We start from the raw sequence: 19,034 nt of genomic DNA, 5'->3' as shown, positions 1-19,034 counted from the left end.
ATAATTATACCAATCCCCTCATGAGTATACGTTGATACTTATGAGGGGATTTTTAGATATGAAAGATAGAGCAAGACAACATAGACTAGATATGATGGCATCGATGCCCAATTATCCTGACGATGACCTCGGCGAACTATTCAGTAAGGACGAGGGCAAAGGTGAGGAGCATGAGGGCAACAAGGAGCCAAGTAAGGATAAGGGCACCACAGGCGGAGGTAAAGGCAAGTCGGATACCCCTACCCTAGACCAATATGGCACTTGGCTCAATGACCTTGCGAAAAAAAATAAGCTCGACCCAATATACGGACGTGATGGAGAGATCCAACGCGTAGCACAGATATTAGCACGGAAAAAGAAGAATAACCCAATTCTTCTAGGAGAGCCTGGTGTGGGTAAGACAGCTATTGTGGAGGCTTTAGCCCAAAAGATAGTAGCCAACGATGTACCTATTACCCTACTGAATAAGCGCATCATATCTATAGATTTGGCAAGTATGGTAGCGGGCTCGATGTATAGAGGTCAGTTCGAGGAGCGTATGAAAGGGATGATCAAGGAGCTAAGGGCTAATCCCGATATTATCCTCTATATCGATGAGATACACACGCTCATGGGTAGCGGCAATAGCCAAGGTGGGCTCGATGCAGCTAATATTCTAAAACCAGCTCTCTCTAGAGGCGAGATAAAGGTAATAGGTGCTACAACTTTGGAGGAGTACCGCAAGACTATCGAGAAGGATGGTGCTATGGAGCGCCGTTTCCAAAAGATTGTCGTGGAGGCTCCTGATACTAAAGAGACCCTGGAGATACTCCACAAGCTACGCCCTAGATATGAGGAGCACCACCACGTAACTTATTCCGACGATGCCCTATTGGCAGCGGTAAAGCTCACCGATCAATATGTAACGGATCGTTTCTTCCCCGATAAGGCTATCGACGCTATCGATGAAGCTGGGGCTTATGCCTTCATGGCAAACCAAAAGCCGGTTGACCTCTCTCACTTCGAAGCAAAGATTAACGAGGCACGTGCCCTTAAGCAAAAAGCCGTAAGTGAGAGCGACTACGAGCTAGCTATAAGGTACCGCGATGAGGAGAAGGAAGCAATAAGTGAGTTTGACCAATACAAGGCTAGACTGGAGCGTGGCGAGATGCTTACGCAGAAGGTAATGGTCGGTGTGGAGGAGATACAAAAGGTGGTATCGCTCACAAGCGGAGTGCCAGTGGAGTCATTTACCAAAGACGATCTGGCATCGCTAGCAGGGCTGGCTGATAGGCTCAAAGAAAAGGTAAAGGGTCAGGATCATGTAATCGATGCCATAGCTAGTGCTATCCAGAGAAATAAGATAGGGCTACGTAATCCGAAGAAACCAATTGGGTCATTCTTATTCCTTGGCTCTTCAGGTGTGGGCAAGACCCACCTAGCCAAGAACCTAGCTAAGGAATTATTCGGAAGTGAGGATGCCATGATCCGAGTGGATATGAGCGAGTTTATGGAACGACATACGGTTTCCCGTCTTGTAGGAGCACCTCCAGGATATGTAGGTTATGACGAGGGTGGTGAACTTACGAAAAAGATTAAGCGTAGGCCATACTCTGTGGTTCTCTTTGATGAGATTGAGAAAGCTCATGCCGATGTCCACAATATCCTCCTGCAATTGCTGGACGATGGTGTGCTCACCGATAGTAATGGTAGAAAGGTCAATTTCAAGAATACCATTGTCATCATGACTTCCAATGTAGGTACCCGCCAACTCGATGACTTCGGTACGGGCATAGGATTCCGTGATGCAAGCGCAGAGGAGATGAGCAAACTATCTCAGGAGGTAATACAGAAGATGCTTAGGAAGAGCTTTGCTCCTGAGTTCCTTAATCGTATAGATAAGATTGTAACCTTCAATGCTCTGAGCCCTGAGGTTATCCGTTCGATTGTGGACATTCAGCTGCAAGAACTTGCGCCTAGACTGGATGCCTTGGAGATTACAGTTGAGTACAGCGAAAAGGCACGCGCATTTCTTGCTAAGAAAGGATATGACCCTAAGCTCGGTGCCCGACCTCTCAACCGAGCCATTGCTCAGTATGTAGAGGACTTGATTACCCAAGCTATTATCGATGGTGAAGCTATCCCTGGTGGGCGCTATCTTATCGACGTAGATCATGGGAAATCGCCTGAAAAACTACGGTTGCTACAACCAGAAATAGCAGCACAGTAAGAAGATGAAAGGACTACGCAAAAGCAAGATTTGCGTAGTCCTTTTATGTTGCACATAGGCAAGGTCTCAACCATTTTACCACTAGCGTTCATTGATAATCTTCTCAAGTCCATCGCCTTTTATAGGTTTCTTAGGTCTTTTAGGCTTGGGCATAGGGAGTGCTTCGTATGTAGCCCGTACGATATCCGACATGTACCGATGATTATCAATATCTGTAATACAGAAGAAGCCCTTGGAGCCTGGGAATAGCTCCTTCTCCTCCACCTCTTTGAGTAGCGGACGAACCGCCTCGGTAGGCTTGAGCAAAAACTCATCGTGAACAAGAAAAGCCACTACCTTATCATTGCAATATAGGCAATAAGCTCCAAACATCTTGCGCAGCCTTATCTCTCCAGCGCCAGAGCACTGATCGGCTACAAAGCTTGCATATTCTTCTGATACATTCATACGGCAAAAGTAATAATAAAGGCGGGCAGCACCAAATGGATACTGCCCGCCTTTATCATTAAGCACAAAACACTAGTTACTTCACTGAATGAAAGAAAGCTTCATCTGGAATAAAGTCGAGAGCCTCGCCCTTATCCATACGAGACCAACGGAGACGAACATCGTTCCAGAAAGTAGGCCATCCGCCTTGGATCTCTCCAATAGTCACAATCTTAATCTTATGTAACCCCTTACCAAGCGCTACAGAAATATCGTGGCGAGCGGTCTTCATCACTTCTCCTTCATTATTGACGACTAACTGATCATTGAGCCAGAGCTTGTGGTGCAATGAACAAAAGCGGTACACGCCGTCTTCTGGGATATTGATATAGCCCTCATAGATTCCGCCAAAGTGATTTACATTAGACATAAGGTGCTCTAGTCGATCCTCGATATAGAATGGCTGACCTGTCTTAGAGAAGGCAATACCCTCCGTCCAGTCTAGACTATCAGTAGGAAGTGCTAGTACCTCATCGGTATTAGTGAAGCGACCATGCTTGATACCGAAGTTAATACCCTTGGCGATTCCAGCATCCTCTGGCTGAGCAATAGCTGGTTCATAAGACTGCTTGAGAATATTGATCTCACGTACTGGGCTCATCTTGCCCCCTAACACAAGCGACCTTATCTTTAGAGTAGCATCATCTGTAAAGGTGAGTGGCTTCGTGTACTCGGTACCATTATCTGCGGTTGGCTCCGAACCATCGAGGGTATAAATGATCTTGTACACATGTCCACTGGTCTTAAACTCCTGGGTAGTGCTATCCACAAATGCTACTGTATTGATGCTTCCGCCCAATCCTTGTTGCTCAGGCTGTGGGATGTAATACATCATATCGTGGTAGTCGAGTCGCTTCTGCATATTCTGAAGTCGACGCTCAAAGTCGGCGAAGTCTTTTTTCTCTAGTGGAGTCCAACCTACTTCTGCGACAGCTATCTCACGAGGGAAAGCGTGGTACTCGTTCTGCCAACTCTCATAGAAGTACTCTGCCCATAGGTTCGCCTGCACTCCAAGCACATGGTGACGCTTATCTGCATGAATAGCTTCAGGGATTGGATTGTAACTATACACCTTCTCTAGGGTAGAGAATCCGCCAATAGCTTGTGACTCAATAGCTGGATCTCCCTGATAATGATCGACATACAGTCCTGCGCTCGCAGGAGTCATTATTACGTCATGTCCCATATTTGCAGAGGTGATACCACCCTGTTCACCAGTCCAACTCATCACGATAGCACTAGGAGCGAGACCGCCCTCGAGAATCTCCTCCCAGCCTATCATCTTTTTACCGTGTTTTAGTACGATCTCCTCTATTCTATGGATAAAGTAGCTCTGTAGCTCATATTCATCCTTGAGACCTTCGGCTTTGATACGAGCTTGGCACTTAGGACACTTAGCCCAAATACGCTTTGGTGCTTCATCACCACCGATGTGGAAATACTCACTATCAAATAATGGTATAATCTCATCTAGAATCTTCTCGGCAAACTCAAAGACTTTGTCATTACCTGCGCATAGAACCTCGTCGGAGATACCCCAGATATTACGCACCTCATAAGGGAACTCCTCTCCCCAGCACCCTAGTTCAGGATATGCAGTAATCACACCTACATTGTGCCCAGGGAACTCGATTTCGGGAATTACCTCTACATAGCGCTCCTTGGCATACGCCACGATGTCTTTAATCTCTTCTTGAGTATAGAAGAATGGTCCGTAGGTACTGCCATCGCCCTCTATACGTTTGCTTGCAATCTCGTTCAGCTTAGGGAATACCTTGCTCTCGACCCTCCAACCTTGATCATCAGTAAGGTGCCAGTGCATTTTATTGATCTTGAGCATAGATAGTACGTCGATAAACTTCTTGGTCTCCTCTACAGTAAGGAAGTGACGGCATGGATCAAGGTGCTGTCCTCTATATCCAAATCGAGGCTCGTCTATGACAGACACATAAGGAATCTTCCAATCCACGTTACGAATCACATCACGATTCTCAATCTCGGCAGGAAGGAGTTGGAGTAGTGTCTGCATACCCCAGAAAATACCTCTAGGTGTCTGAGCTTGAATCTTGATACCCTCACTAGATACATCCAGTGTATACCCTTCCTCAGCTGGTACAATATCGGCACCAACAAGAGCAAAAGCAATCTCCTGCTTTGGGTTCTTACTTGCGGGAATTGTCTGTAGCTCAAAACCAGTAGAGCCCTTAATTTTCAAAGCAAAGAACTTAGCAATCTTCGTTAGCTCTTCACCATCAGCAACGAAAGAGACATTTTTGGTTAGCTCGAAGCCACCCTCACCTTTAGCCTCTATAGATGCAGGCATAGGTATGACGTTGATCCCAGCATTATACGGGTGATCCACGATAGTGCTAGAGCCTTTACCACAAGCTACCAAAGCGATAGTAGTTGTCGCAACAGCAAGCACAACCTTCAATACATTCTTCATATCAAAACTATATTTAATGTTGATTATTAGTTACACTCTTACCCATCACAAAGTTACTAAATATTTTTAGGAGAGAGCATTATCATCCGTTCTACTTGAGTATCAATAAAATCTCCACTACAGAGGAGACAAAAGCCCTCTATAGCGAAGATATCTCAAATACTTAGAGTGATTATGAGGTCTCTAAACCTACAAATAATCACTCATTAAGTTTATATGGAAGACGATTAGTCGTTGTTGCGATGGTTATTGTTACGATCACCACGGTCGCCACGTGGACGGTCATTACGAGGACGATCGTTGCGAGGGCGCTCTGGACGGTCTACCCACCCCTCTGGCTTCTCCAAGAGAGACTTACGAGAGAGACGGAACTTGCCTGTCTTTGGATCAATCTCAAGAAGTACTACATTGAGCTTCTGACCTTCCTCTACACCTGTCTCCTCGATGGTGTCGAAGCGCTTCCAATCCCACTCAGAGATATGAAGTAGACCTTCCTTGCCAGGCAAGAACTCAACGAAAGCACCGTAAGGCATAACGCTCTTTACCTTACCCTCGTATACCTTACCAACCTCTGGAATAACTACGATAGCATTGATCATCTCAAGTGCCTTATCGATAGGAGCCTTACCTGCAGCGGCAATCTCGATGAGACCTACATTGTCTACCTCCTCGATATTTACACTAGCGCCACTCTCCTCCTGTATGCTCTGGATAATCTTACCACCAGGACCAATGACAGCTCCAATAAACTCCTTAGGTATACGCATAGTCACGATACGAGGAGTCTGAGGCTTGAAGTCGGCACGTGGCTCAGCAATTGTTGAGGTAATCTTATCGAGGATATGCATACGTCCTGCCTTAGCCTGAGCCAATGCATTCTCCAGAATCTCATAGCTAAGACCATCTACCTTGATATCCATCTGAGTAGCAGTGATTCCATCACGAGTACCAGTTACCTTGAAGTCCATATCACCAAGGTGATCCTCGTCTCCTAGGATATCGGAGAGGATAGCATAGTTCTGACCCTTATTCTCTGAGATCAGACCCATAGCGATACCGCTCACTGGCTTCTCAATCTTCACACCTGCATCCATAAGTGCAAGGGTTCCAGCACATACAGTTGCCATTGATGATGAGCCATTACTCTCTAAGATATCACTAACGATACGGATAACGTATGGATAGTCGGCAGGAATTACTGCCTTGAGTGCACGCTGTGCAAGGTTACCATGACCAATCTCACGACGACCTACACCACGCTGTGGGCGTGCCTCCCCCGTAGAGAATGGTGGGAAGTTATAGTGGAGTAGGAAACGATCCTTTCCATAATTAAGAACATCATCGACAAGCTTCTCATCGCTCTTAGTACCTAGGGTAACAGTTGCTAGAGCCTGTGTCTCTCCACGGGTAAAGATAGATGAACCATGAGGTGCTGGTAGTGCGTCCACTTCACACCAAATTGGACGGATGGTCTTGGTATCACGACCATCAAGGCGCTTGCCTTCGTCTAGAATCATACGGCGCATTGCCTCTTTCTCTACAGCATGGTAGTAACGGTTAATCATACCCTCTTTCTCAGCTAACTCTTCCTCAGTAAACTGAGCCTTGAAGTCTGCTACAATCTGCGCGAAAGCATCGGTACGCTCGTGCTTAGAAGTACCTGAAGTTGCTACAGCGTATGCCTTATCGTAGCAGAACTCATGTACCTTATTCCTTAGCTCTTCGTCGTTATCTTCGTGGCTGTAGGTACGCTTCTCGTTAGTACCACACTCATTCATCAAGTCGATCTGAACCTGGCACTGCTCCTTGATAGCCTCGTGAGCAATCTTGATAGCCTCGAGCATATCTGCCTCCTGAACCTCTTTCATCTCACCCTCGACCATCATGATGTTGTCCAGTGTGGCTGCCACCATTAGATCCAGATCAGCTCTATCGAGTTGCTCCTTAGAAGGATTTACTATGAATTTACCATCAAGCCTAATCACACGCACCTCAGAGATAGGTCCTTGGAAAGGCACGGTACTCACTGCGAGTGCGGCTGAAGCTGCCAAACCAGCTAACTGATCAGGAAGCTCATTCTCGTCTCCACTAAAGAGGATGATATTAACAAATACCTCGGCGTGGTAATCCTCTGGGAATAGTGGACGGAGTGCCCTATCTACCAAACGACAAATCAAAATCTCATAGTCGGAAGCCCTACCCTCTCGACGAGTAAAACCTCCAGGGAAACGACCAATAGCGGAGAACTTCTCCTTATACTCTACCTGAAGAGGCATAAAATCTACCCCAGGATTAGCATCCTGTGCAGCAGTAACCGTTGCCAACAATACGGTGTTGCCCATGCGAACAGTTACGGCACCATCGGCTTGCTTAGCTAGCTTGCCAGTCTCAATTGTAATGGTGCGTCCATCACCCATTGTGATGGTCTTAGTGATTACATTCATGATAAAAAACGTCTATATAAAACAGCTTATAATATGTCTCGCTTATGATAATAGCTTCTTTACTATTTGTGAGATTACCTTACCCTCTGCCGAAGCTCCTAACTCCTTTGTAGCAGCGCCCATGACCTGACCCATTCCCTTGATATCGGTTACACCAAGACGTGCAATAATCTCTTTTACTTTTTCCTCTATCTCAGACTCGGAGAGCTGTGCGGGGAGGAACCCCTTAAATACTTCTGCCTCTGCTTCCTCTGCTTCGGCAAGTTCTAATCGGTCAGCATCGCGATAGAGACTAGCGCTCTCCTCTCTCTGCTTCACCAGCTTAGCCACAATCTTAAGTGCTTGATCGTCACCTAGCTCATGCGTGGCACCTTTGGCAGTCATTGCCTCGAGAAACTCTTTCTTCATAGCACGCAGAGCCTCTAGTCTTACCTTGTCACGGCTCAGCATTGCCTGCTTAATTCCTTCGTTTACTTGTTCTACAAGTCCCATATATTCTATTATTTAATCGTCACCAAACTTAATTACTCCACCGGTAGTAGCACCAGTATTTGACTTTGTTACAGGCTTATTCTCCCTTGGATAGGAGATTACTGGTTGTGCACTCCAATTACCAAATCCATTATCCCCATCAAGGAACTGCTTGATAGTCTCAAGCTGCTCCTTAGAGCGGGTAAGTGTAGGGCGCTGATTAACAAGTGAGATAAAACCATTATTGACCATCAGTTCGTCAGTGAAGATCACAGTCTCATACTCCTTGTAAGTATTAGCTTGCGATAGGTCACTACCGTAGTAATTACCAATCGTCTTCTCCTCCTCCTCTTTGCTTCTACGAGGTATCTCATCCTGATATTCATCTGCAATCATGACACTATCGTCGAAGCCTGAAGCAAGCAATATGAAGCCCAGGTCATTCTCCATCGTATCATCATTACGCTCACTCATACCCCAGATAAAGTCGAACTTAGTCGTCACCTTGGCAGTCATATCCTTGAGCTCCTCCGCCATCTTGGTCGTTGGCTCATGATCATGTTTATAGGTCACTTGTATCAGCAACCTAGTAGCCTGGCTAAAGTTAGAAGTATTGAGAAGTGGAGAGTCTAGAGCCTCTTGCATCGCCTTTTTGAGACCTTCCTCCTCGCTAGCGAAGCCGCGAGTAATAATCGATACCCCGCCCGACTCCAAAGTAGTCTTAACATCATTAAAGTCGAGGTTCACGATACCAGGAATAGTAATCATCTCAGAGATAGAACGGGTACTCGTGGTAAGTGTCTCATCTGCCTTACGAAAGCCCTCAGTCATCCTTAAGTCGGGATAAATCTTATTCAACAACTCGTTATTGACCACAAGTATGGCATCTACATTCTTCTTAAGCTCCTCTACGCCATCGATAGCCTGAAGAATCTTACTACGTCCCTCAAACAGGAAGGGAATTGTCACGATACCTACCGTAAGGATACCCATACTCTTAGCGATGCGAGCAATTACAGGAGCTGCTCCCGTACCTGTGCCACCTCCCATACCAGCCGTAATAAAGACCATCTCAGTACCATCGCTAAGTGCTTCACGCACCTTTTGCTCGCTTTCTTCGGCAGCATCATGTGCTAGACGAGGATTATTGCCAGCACCAAGACCTTTAGTTGTCTTTTCTCCGAGGCATATAGTATGAGGCACATCACAGGCATTGAGATGCTGCTGGTCGGTATTACAGAGCAAATAGGAGACATTCTCCACATCCTGCTTATACATATAGTTCACAGCATTGCCACCACCGCCACCTACGCCAATTACCTTGATGATTGTACGCTGGTTCTTAGCTTTATCCTTTATTGGCAATACGCCTTCTACAAAATCTCCCATCATATTCTCCTCTATCAATCCTCATCATCAGACAGTTGTGACTCATCACCTTGCATTGCAAAGAGGTCTGTTATCCCCTTACCAATAGACCCCCAAAAGCTACCCTTCCTTGCAGCTTTCTTCTTTGTCTTCTTCGGTGTAGGCAGAACCTCTTTTACTGGAGTTTCATCCTCTATCATCTCCTCCATCTCCTCTTCGTCGAATAGAGTAGCAGTTTCTATAACAGTAGGAGCCTTTTCATTGTTTTCAGTCTCGACCGGTGTAACTACAATTGGCGTCTCTGGCTGAGTCACATGGGCAGGTCGTTCTACCTCCACAGCCAATGTTGCATCCTCATCGGCTTGGTATAATAGTGCATAGACAGAATGGAACTCGGGATTATTGATAAGCTCCTCATTATTAGCATCAGGAAAGAAACCTGTTCCTACCTGCTTTACACTCAATTCTCCTCCGAACTGTTCCTTAACATACTCTACAAGTCCTGCAAGTCGAGAAGCACCACCCGTAATAACAATACCTCCAGGCAGTCTATAATCGTCATCGGCGCCCTTTGCACGAGCGATAATAGCCTTTACATTATCAATAATCTCTCGTGTGCGCGCCTCGATAAACTGGTTGACCTTATAGCGAGAAACCCTCTTATCCGTACGCATATCTGGAGCCTTAACCGTTAGCTCCTCTTTATCGCTGGTATCCAATGTAAGCGAACCACTAGTAAGCTTGATGCGCTCCGCTTCCTCAGGACTAATATCCAGTGATGTAAGGTCATATGTCAATTGATTACCACCCATCGGTAGCACTCTTAGTGACTCTAGTACTCCGTGATTGAAGTAACAAACAGTAGTAGTCTCTGCACCGAAGTCTATCATAGCCGAACCTATCCTCTTTTGTTCTGGCGTAAGAGCTCTCTTGCTAAGTTCAATAGCGCCTACAAGAAAAGGAGGTAATCCAAGCCCTAGCTTTCCTGATACGACTTCCTCCACGTTGTCTCCTACAAAAGACTCTGTCACTACAGCCTGAATACTCATCTCCAGTTTCATAGCCTTAACACCCACTGGACGCTGCACAACACTACCATTGACTACGAAACGAGCAAAAGCAGGATCAGAATAGAGATAAAGCTTACCTGGTTCCTCGTCCAGAGCACTCCAGATATTCCGAATATCCTCATCAGTTATCTCGTGAGGTGATGAATACTCCTCCGACATCTTTGCCAGAAGCGAGTGCAAACCCTGACCTGAAATATTAGCATGCACATTGGTAATCTTAACCCCTATCTCCTCCTCGGCACGCACCAATAGGTTACGCACCTTCTCAGAAGTCTCAGAGAGATTAAATACTACGCCACGCTGCACAGCACCTTCAGAGGGCTCTGTATCAAGATAAATCACCTTGAATCTATCTCTTGGAATCTTTGAGTCTCCCGACAGCTCCTTCTCTGCAACAGCCAACTTGATAGCACTACTACCGAAGTCTAGCACCGCTACCACCATTTTCTTATCCTTGCTATCCATCATCAATTATATATCCAACTACCACAAAGCTACCTCTCCCAATAGCCGAGCACTATAATTCCCACAAAATTACAAATTTATCCCCACCTATCCTACACTTTTTGGCACAAATAACGAGTGGAAATAGGTGATTATCAAATTTGTAATCACGATATAAGCAATTACTCCTCAATAGAGATGTATCAACGTCGCTATTGAGAAGTAATAAGTGACCTAAATGTATCGTATTCTCCCTAGACTAATCTGCTTCACACTAACATCAAAGCGACCATAGCCCCTGCTATGTAGCCAACCAGAGCGAGACCGGAAAAGCGTTTTAGATAATAGCCAAAGGTCACGCCCTCTAGTCCCATTACAGTAACTCCAGTAGCAGAACCGATAATCAGCAAACTACCACCCGTGACCGCTGCATAAGCAAGGAAGAGCCAAAATGAGCCATCCACGACCATAGCGGCATTATATCCAGCAGGAAACATACCCATCGTAGCGGCGACAAGAGCCACATTATCTACTGCGGAACTCAGTACACCTAAGATAGCAGCGAGAAATGAAGTATCAGCAAATTGGTTTCCTGATAGATCAGTAACTCGCTCTAAATACCCACCAGCTACTGCCAATTGCCCTCCAGTGATAAGAGCTGCCACAGACATAAGCACCCCGAGGAAGTAGAAGAGAGAAGAGAGATCGGCATCCTTGAGCAAGTGAACTACCTTTAGATCCTCTGCATTCTCCAAACGAAGCTGCATCCGATCGGTGTAGATCCAGAGGATGATTAGACCAATGATAGCTCCCATATATGCTGGTATACCAAATAGCACTTCATAGACTGGCACCATAACGAGCGACAAGAACCCAATAATAAAGACGGTTACTCGAGTAGTGCCTGGCAATTCTACTTTGTGCTTATTGGCAAAGAGAGGAGGAGTCACTTGACGTAGCTGATCACCTTTTCTAAACAACCAGAAGTGACTAATAGTAAGAGGGACTAGTAGATTGACTAAAGCTGGAATAAACAGACGACTAATCTGTACAAAAGGAGTGATATATCCGCTCTGCCAAAGGAGCAATGTGGTCACGTCACCGATTGGGCTCCAAGAGCCTCCTGCATTACACGCGATTACAGAAATACAAGCATACTTCATGCGATCTGTCTTATCCCGCACCAGTTTTCGAATAATAGCAATAACCACAATGGCAGCTGCAAGATTATCCAAGAGAGCTGAGAAGAAAAAGGCAAGAAAACCAATATGCCATATAAGCCTACGCTTATTGGCTGTAGCAAGCTTCGCAGCAATCTCTTTGAATCCTCCATATCGGTCTACGGTATTAACAATAAGCATGGAGCAAAGGACAAAAAACAAAGTCCCCGCCACATCGCCCAAGTGGATGTTAAGAGACTCTGCAACATAAGCCTGAGCCTTATCTATCCGAGAGGCATCGGCAAGAGCAGGATTGTGCTCTAGGAAAGTACGAAAGAGTTCGTTAGAATAATTCCCATGGTAAGTTACAATAAGCAGCCCCCAAAGAATAACGCACATAAGAAGCGCTATTGCGCTCTTATTGATATGCAGTTTATCCTCAAAAGCGATACCTATAACACCTAGCACAAAAACAATTGGCATTAATATAAAAGTCATAACCAACAGTATTAATTGTAATTTAGAGCCGCAAAGGTACAAAAAGAGCATCAGCAACCAAGCACAATATCAAGAAGAAGTGGAACTGTCGGTGATCTCCGATAGCTCCACTTCGAGTAGTTACGCTTAAATTCTCCCTATGGGAGAAGGTTGGAAAAGCGATAATTATCTATTTTCCTAAATCCTCTTTGTCCTCTCTCTCATTGTCATCCTCAGGCTCAAGGAGATAAGAGAGTTCGTTTTTATCAGAGTCGTAGAACTCATAATCAAGCATCCCCAATGACTCATCAGGTATCACATTAATACCCTTGCCGTACTTCGAACGCCATGATGTGAGTATCGACCCACCTAGGAAACCTTTTTTCTTAGTAAGATAGGCAGCCACATATGGATGGAGATGGAGGGCAAACTTATTGATCTTCTCTTCATTAGCCAGCTTACGCACCATCTCTTCTACCTGATCGGTAAAGAAAATAGTGGGCTGTACTTGTCCCTTACCATGGCAGGTAGGGCATACCTCCTCTGTCTCAATCTTTGTAGCTTGGCGCACACGCTGTCGTGTAATCTGCATCAGACCAAACTTAGTAATAGGCAAAATAGTATGCTTTGCACGATCATTTCGCATGTACTCATTCATATGCTCAAATAGCTTCTGCCTATTGGCGGCTTGAGCCATATCGATAAAGTCGATAATAATGATACCACCTAGGTCTCGCAGCCTCATCTGACGAGCAATCTCCTCTGCTGCAGAGAGATTGACATCTACCGCAGTCTCTTCCTGTTCTTTAGAACCTCGAGAGCGATTGCCACTATTTACATCGACTACATGCATCGCCTCTGTCTGCTCTATCACAAGGTATGCTCCACTCTTGTAAGTAACAGTCTTACCAAATAGATGCTTGATTTGTCGGCTTACCTCATAGTAATCAAAGATGGGCTTCTGTCCCTCATAGAGCTTTACGATATTACCGTGCCCTGGATCGATTAGATCAATGTAATCAGCTGTCTCTTGTACGAGCGATTTGTCATTGATCCATATCTCCTTAAATGACGAGCTATAGGTATCCCTCAATAGACTCAGAAGGCGAGTGCTCTCCTGATGTAGCATCCACACTGCAGGCTTATTATTCTGCTTCCCCTTCTTGCCCTTGGGTTGCTCCTGCTCTGGTTCTTTACCTAAGTTCTCTACCGTAGTCTGCCATTTCTTGACAAGCGAACGCAATTCGTGGTCAAGCTCTGCCACCTTTACGCCCTCAGCCGATGTCCTTACTATTACGGATACATTGGTGGGCTTAATACTGAGGATTAATTGCTTGAGCCTTTGCCTCTCCTCAGCTGCTCTTATCTTTTGTGAGACCGACACCTTGTCGGCAAATGGGATAAGCACGAGGTATCGACCCGCAAACGACAGCTCCGAAGAAACTCTTGGTCCCTTGGTCGAAATTGCCTCTTTGGTAATCTGCACCATCAGCTCATCACCCTGCTGAAGCATATCTGCGATAGCCCCAGCCTTGTCAATCTCCTTTTCCAACCTTACCCTCTCGGGAGAAAAGCCCTTGCCATACTTCCTCTGTGCCTGGATAAAGATCTTTGCAGTCCTGAAGCTAGCTCCTAGATCACGGTAATGGAGAAAAGCCTCCTTCTTGTGCCCGATATCTACGAAAGCCGCATTCAGACCTGGCATGATCTTCTTCACCCTGCCGAGGTAGATGTCGCCCACGGAGTAAGCAATATTTTGCTTCTCCCTCTGGAGCTCCACCAGTCGCTTATCCTCCAGGACAGCAATGGAGACCTCCTTAGGTCTAACATCTATGATTAGTTCACTTTTCACGCGAGTTTTGGTAAATAATAAATTAATAAACTTCAGTTCTCCAGTATATTCCCTTTCCCCAATAAAGCAGATAAGCCCTTGGAGTCGTCGCTGTACCTAATACAAGTAGGCGGCAACCTCTCCAAGAGCTTATGCTTTCTTAGCATGCCTGTTGTAGCTTCATAGCCACCAATCTATGCCCAGTTGGGTACTCATGCTGGAGTCACACCATATTCAAAAGTGTTATTACTTCTTCTTATGGCGGTTCTTACGCAGTCTCTTCTTACGCTTGTGCGTGGCCATCTTATGGCGCTTTCTCTTCTTTCCGCTTGGCATATTACAAATCTATATTAGTTGTTATCAATTTTGCCTAGTCTTAGGCATTCTTCTTATCTACCTTTACAGACAATGTCTTAGAAGGCTTAAACGCTGGTACCTTACGTGCAGGCAATTGAATCGTAGTATTCTTAGTGATATTACGAGCGGTCTTAGCTGCACGCTGCTTGATGATAAAACTTCCAAAACCACGGAGATATACCGGCTCACCCGCTGAGAGGCTATTGCTCACTACATCCATCAGGGTCTCTACGGTATCCATCACCTGCTTTTTCTCCAGACCTGTCTTTCTTGAGATCTCTCCTACGAGCTCTGCTTTAGTCATGATATCTATGTCTTTACAATCGTTATATACTTCCCACCGCTCCCATTCCGAGCAGCGTTATTCTCGTCCACAAAGTAATCGGATTGCAAAGATAGCATTTTTAATTGGCTTTCCGAAATCTTGAGCTATATTTTTGTGCCGTAACACTCTAATTCCCTTTATATTGGTAGAAAATTAACTAGCATAATCCGGATAATTGAGCCAAAACAGCCGAAGCTAGGGCTCGCTTGCGCTCAATATGCTCTTGTACTGAGAGCACAATAGAATTGTGACTAAACTCCTCTTCTATCTGCTCTCCATAAGATCTATTCATCTCATTATCAGGCTGAATACCAAGGTTTACCCTACCTATGATATTATACTCCTTATGCGCATCATTCAGTAGTGCCTGGTCTATCGCAACCACAGCACGAAGCCACTTTTCTATTATCTCCACTACCTTAGAAGCTGACAATGGTTCTCCGAACCACCGGCACAGCAATTCATAGCTCCAGTCCCATTCCAAATCGTAGTACCGACTGTGGAGATCACGCACCGCACTATTTACTTCCGGAAGTGTGGCAAGGGCGCCAGACTTTATCTTACGAATAATCTCGTGTATCCCCTGGATAGGAGCTATCATACCACTCATATCTATCCATTCACCTGTTCCTTCTGTATGATCGGGGCGAAGGGCTGTGAGCAACTCCTCTTGGGAGGAGATGGCTTTATCTCCAAATTTATCTTGTATTCTCTGGATAAGGGAGTTCCCGACAAACTTCTCAATACCCCAGCGATAAGTCTCCAGACCTCGCTTTAGGCTACTCGACTTGATGAAGATATTATTAAAAGCATAGACGTGGTCGTGTAGTCCAAGAAAGTCTTGAAGACTTTTTAGTTTGTTGTAGGCACACTCCATCTTGCCAATGGTAAAGGGGCTAAGGAGGTTGTAGTTGATACAGTCTGGACGAGAGCTCTTGGGGCGTTTATCTCTTGCTGGCCACTTCTTAGCGTCACGCATTGTACCCACACTAAGTAGGCTACGACCAGGAACAAGGAAACTCTTATTTTCCGACTCTATCAGATAACTAAATGGGAAGTCGGTTGTATCTACATTATGTACGTGTCGCCCCATAACCAAGGTGAATGCACCAATCCGAGAGGGCCATAAGACATACGAATCCGAACTTGTCTTGGAACCACGCTCTACTACGCCCTGATGGATAGGACCTAGTTTATAGAGGTGATTGCTCTGATTGGAACCACTACCTGCATTGAGGAACGAGAAGTGCCCAGCTATCAGCAAGCTACTCTTGTGGCTGGAGACAGTAAATGGTCCAGCGAAGATAGCACAAGCCTCACCGTTCTCTAGATTACAATTGGCAAATATCAACGAATCATGAGCCGAAAATAAGTGGTCTATATGGCACGATTGACCTACAAAGCAGCGCTCTACAATGGAGCTACCACCAATCATTGCGCCCAAAGAAGCAATAAAATCACGCCCCTGCACATTGTATCCTATACGTATCGGGTGCTCCACACTACTACATAGACTACAATTTTCCAGCTTAGTAGCGCCTTCAATTGTGGCATAAGCCCCCACGAAAGCATTAACAATGGAACCCGTGTTTTTTATCTCCACATGTTCCTCGATTATCCCCCTAGTAGAGCGCACCGCTTCAGACTCTGCATCAATCAGCTCTATTAAGCTCACTCTCAACGCTCTATCTTGGAAGCTCATCAGGGTAAGCATATAGGCTGTTTGGGCATTTAAGTTCCGAGAGATAGGCACCTCGATACCGCCTGTCTCATTTAGCACAGAAGCTCTTACACCTACACCGAAAGAACTCTCTCCCTTCATTGCCACCACATCCACATTGGTTATGGTTACATGGTCTCCAATATCATAGCGAGACAAGCAGTCGTGTATATGGTCAATACATACACCATCACCAATAGTACACTCATGAATACGTGCCGAACGGATTCCATTAGGTATAGGCACGCCGTATTCATTGGTTCGGCTCCCACTTAGGTCTCCGATAGTACACTGCCCTATGAATACAACATCCCTACAGCACATAGGGTCGAACCCCTCTGCCACTGTTATCAGAGGCCAATCATCGGAGTGGCAGTTATTGTGCTCCAATACTACCACTTCATCTTTTGTCAATGCTCTCATAAGTATTAAATTTATATGGTGTGTTTTAGAGTATGGTTAGGATCTCCTCCATTTCTTTCCGCTTGAAAGGCAGTGTAGAAGTATCCTCATCGGGGTAGCCTATAGCGAGGAAACTTATCGGGCGTCGGCTATTGACATCCAGTCCAAACAGCTCACAGCACTTAGGTCTATCAAAATTACAGATCCACAAGGTCCCTACCCCTTCGGCTGTTGCCTGTAGCATCATACTAGTTGTTGCAATAGCACAGTCGGTATAGAGTGATGTATCGCCTAATCCATCGGGATAAGTCCAACACTGATCCACCTCGCCTGTAATCAAGACATAGGCATAAGCATCCTGTACCCATGGTCGATCATAGCATGCCCATACCTTTTCCCTAGCCTCCTGACTCTTGATCAGATAGAAATGCCAAGGCTGTTTATTGCATGCCGAAGGTGCTATATGCCCTGCCTCTAAGATGCGTTCTAGTATTTCGTCTGGCACAGCCCTACTCCTATCAAACTTACGGATGGAGCGGCGTGTCCTCAATAATTCAAGCATGTTCATACGCTATTTTGTCTTTGGATTTATCTTGAAATAAGAAATAAAATGCAATCGTAATTGTCAGCGCATAGGCAGCAAAAATGTACCACGAGTAAGGATAACCCCACTTATCTACGACCCATCCTGCCACATACGAACCTATAAACGAACCAAATCCATTGGTCATCATCAGGAATACGCCTTGGGCACTACTGCGCAGGCTTACATCCGTATTCTTGTCCACATAGAGTGAACCAGAGATATTGAAGAAGTCAAATGCCACTCCATAGACGAGCATGGAGAGGATAAGTAAAATCACCCCGCTTCCAGGATTACCAAACCCTAGGAAGCCAAACCTCAAAGCCCAAGCGAATAAGCTTATCAGCATCACTGCCTTGATGCCATATTTCCTAAGAAAGAAAGGAATCATCAAGATGCACAACGCCTCGGATATCTGAGAGATGGATATCAGTGTACCTGAATACTTCACCCCAAAGCTATTGGCATACTCGGGCATCTTGCCAAAGTAATTGGTGAGGTAGTCGTTGGCGTATCCATTGGTTATCTGCAAGCAAATCCCCAAAAGCATGCTGAAGATAAAGAAGATAGCCATCCTCCGCTCCTTAAAGAGCGCAAAAGCCTGCAAGCCGAGCTTCTCTACAAGCGTGCGATTGGCTTTTTCCACTTTGTCGACTATAGGAGTAGGTCTGAAGGTAAGCATAAATAACGCCAGCACAAAGGAGAGTCCAGCTGAGATATAAAACTGAATATTGGTCATCTTCACACCACTCCAGTCTACTACGAGCATCGCTACAATAAAACCAATAGTACCAAATACCCTAATTGGGGGAAAGTGCTTCACGGTATCAAGATTGGCTTCATTGAGCTTGCTATAGGCAACCGCATTGGTAAGCCCCAGTGTGGGCATATAGAAGCAGACACTAAGTAGGACAAAGGTGTACAGCCCGAAATAGTCTACTCTCTGAGCAGCGTACACCATTAGCACGCCTGCAAAAAGATGACAGATGGCAACCAATCGCTCAGCAGGAATCCATTTATCTGCAATTATACCCATCAGAGTAGGCATAAAGAGAGCCGCAATACCCATCGTAGCAAAGAAGCTACCAATCTGTATTCCACTAAACTGTAGTGTGCCTCCTAGGTATGCGCCCAAAGAAATAAGCCAAGCCCCCCAGACTGCGAACTGCAAGAAATTCATCGCTATCAACTGTAGCGTTACGCCCCCCGCTCCTGTCTTTTTTGTTGTAGTGTGATCCATT

The 19,034-nt window shown here is 45.5% G+C and carries 13 protein-coding genes; 1 reads left to right on the top strand and 12 read right to left on the bottom strand.

Annotated elements, in window-relative coordinates:
- The first annotated feature begins 58 nt into the window (after nucleotides 1–58).
- A complete protein-coding gene (locus A3GG_RS11730) occupies nucleotides 59–2,209 on the top strand; it encodes an ATP-dependent Clp protease ATP-binding subunit (protein WP_018357885.1) in 2,151 nt (716 codons plus the stop codon).
- A gap of 81 nt (nucleotides 2,210–2,290) precedes the next feature.
- On the opposite strand, the gene A3GG_RS11725 is transcribed toward A3GG_RS11730, so the two are convergent.
- The 12 genes from A3GG_RS11725 to A3GG_RS0103160 all read right to left on the bottom strand — a co-directional run bounded on the left by A3GG_RS11725 (nucleotide 2,291) and on the right by A3GG_RS0103160 (nucleotide 19,033).
- Complete coding sequence (locus tag A3GG_RS11725) at nucleotides 2,291–2,656, bottom strand: TfoX/Sxy family protein (RefSeq protein WP_156808656.1); 366 nt, start codon at nucleotides 2,654–2,656, stop codon at nucleotides 2,291–2,293.
- A 76-nt stretch (nucleotides 2,657–2,732) separates the two neighbouring features.
- Complete coding sequence (locus A3GG_RS0103215; protein WP_018357883.1) at nucleotides 2,733–5,141, bottom strand: family 20 glycosylhydrolase; 2,409 nt, start codon at nucleotides 5,139–5,141, stop codon at nucleotides 2,733–2,735.
- A 227-nt stretch (nucleotides 5,142–5,368) separates the two neighbouring features.
- Nucleotides 5,369–7,588, bottom strand: a complete 2,220-nt coding sequence (gene pnp, locus A3GG_RS0103210) for a polyribonucleotide nucleotidyltransferase (RefSeq protein WP_026215579.1) — start codon at nucleotides 7,586–7,588, stop codon at nucleotides 5,369–5,371.
- A gap of 39 nt (nucleotides 7,589–7,627) precedes the next feature.
- A complete protein-coding gene (locus A3GG_RS0103205) occupies nucleotides 7,628–8,077 on the bottom strand; it encodes a GatB/YqeY domain-containing protein (protein WP_018357881.1) in 450 nt (149 codons plus the stop codon).
- A 12-nt stretch (nucleotides 8,078–8,089) separates the two neighbouring features.
- Nucleotides 8,090–9,448 (bottom strand): cell division protein FtsZ, encoded by a 1,359-nt coding sequence (gene ftsZ / locus A3GG_RS11720; RefSeq protein ID WP_018357880.1) that lies wholly within the window; start codon nucleotides 9,446–9,448, stop codon nucleotides 8,090–8,092.
- Between the two features lie 11 nt (nucleotides 9,449–9,459).
- Nucleotides 9,460–10,962: a cell division FtsA domain-containing protein gene (locus A3GG_RS0103195; protein WP_018357879.1), complete on the bottom strand. Its 1,503-nt coding sequence runs from the start codon at nucleotides 10,960–10,962 to the stop codon at nucleotides 9,460–9,462.
- Between the two features lie 245 nt (nucleotides 10,963–11,207).
- A complete protein-coding gene (nhaD, locus tag A3GG_RS0103190) occupies nucleotides 11,208–12,596 on the bottom strand; it encodes a sodium:proton antiporter NhaD (protein WP_033408263.1) in 1,389 nt (462 codons plus the stop codon).
- Between the two features lie 169 nt (nucleotides 12,597–12,765).
- On the bottom strand, nucleotides 12,766–14,427 hold the full coding sequence (locus A3GG_RS0103185; RefSeq protein WP_018357877.1) for an Rne/Rng family ribonuclease: 1,662 nt from the start codon (nucleotides 14,425–14,427) through the stop codon (nucleotides 12,766–12,768).
- A gap of 355 nt (nucleotides 14,428–14,782) precedes the next feature.
- Nucleotides 14,783–15,067 (bottom strand): HU family DNA-binding protein, encoded by a 285-nt coding sequence (locus A3GG_RS0103175; protein WP_018357876.1) that lies wholly within the window; start codon nucleotides 15,065–15,067, stop codon nucleotides 14,783–14,785.
- 178 nt (nucleotides 15,068–15,245) lie between these two features.
- Nucleotides 15,246–17,231 (bottom strand): DUF4954 family protein, encoded by a 1,986-nt coding sequence (locus A3GG_RS0103170; RefSeq protein WP_018357875.1) that lies wholly within the window; start codon nucleotides 17,229–17,231, stop codon nucleotides 15,246–15,248.
- A gap of 25 nt (nucleotides 17,232–17,256) precedes the next feature.
- A complete protein-coding gene (locus tag A3GG_RS0103165; RefSeq protein ID WP_026215578.1) occupies nucleotides 17,257–17,778 on the bottom strand; it encodes a nitroreductase family protein in 522 nt (173 codons plus the stop codon).
- Nucleotides 17,765–19,033 carry a nucleoside permease gene (locus tag A3GG_RS0103160; protein WP_018357873.1) on the bottom strand — a complete coding sequence of 423 codons (1,269 nt, stop codon included), beginning with the start codon at nucleotides 19,031–19,033 and terminating at the stop codon, nucleotides 17,765–17,767. The genes A3GG_RS0103165 and A3GG_RS0103160 overlap by 14 nt, the downstream gene beginning before the upstream one ends.
- Between the last annotated feature and the right edge of the window lies 1 nt (nucleotide 19,034).

The sequence above is a fragment of the Porphyromonas levii DSM 23370 genome (assembly GCF_000379925.1).
GTDB lineage: Bacteria > Bacteroidota > Bacteroidia > Bacteroidales > Porphyromonadaceae > Porphyromonas_A > Porphyromonas_A levii.
This window is presented reverse-complemented; position numbering and strand designations above follow the sequence as displayed.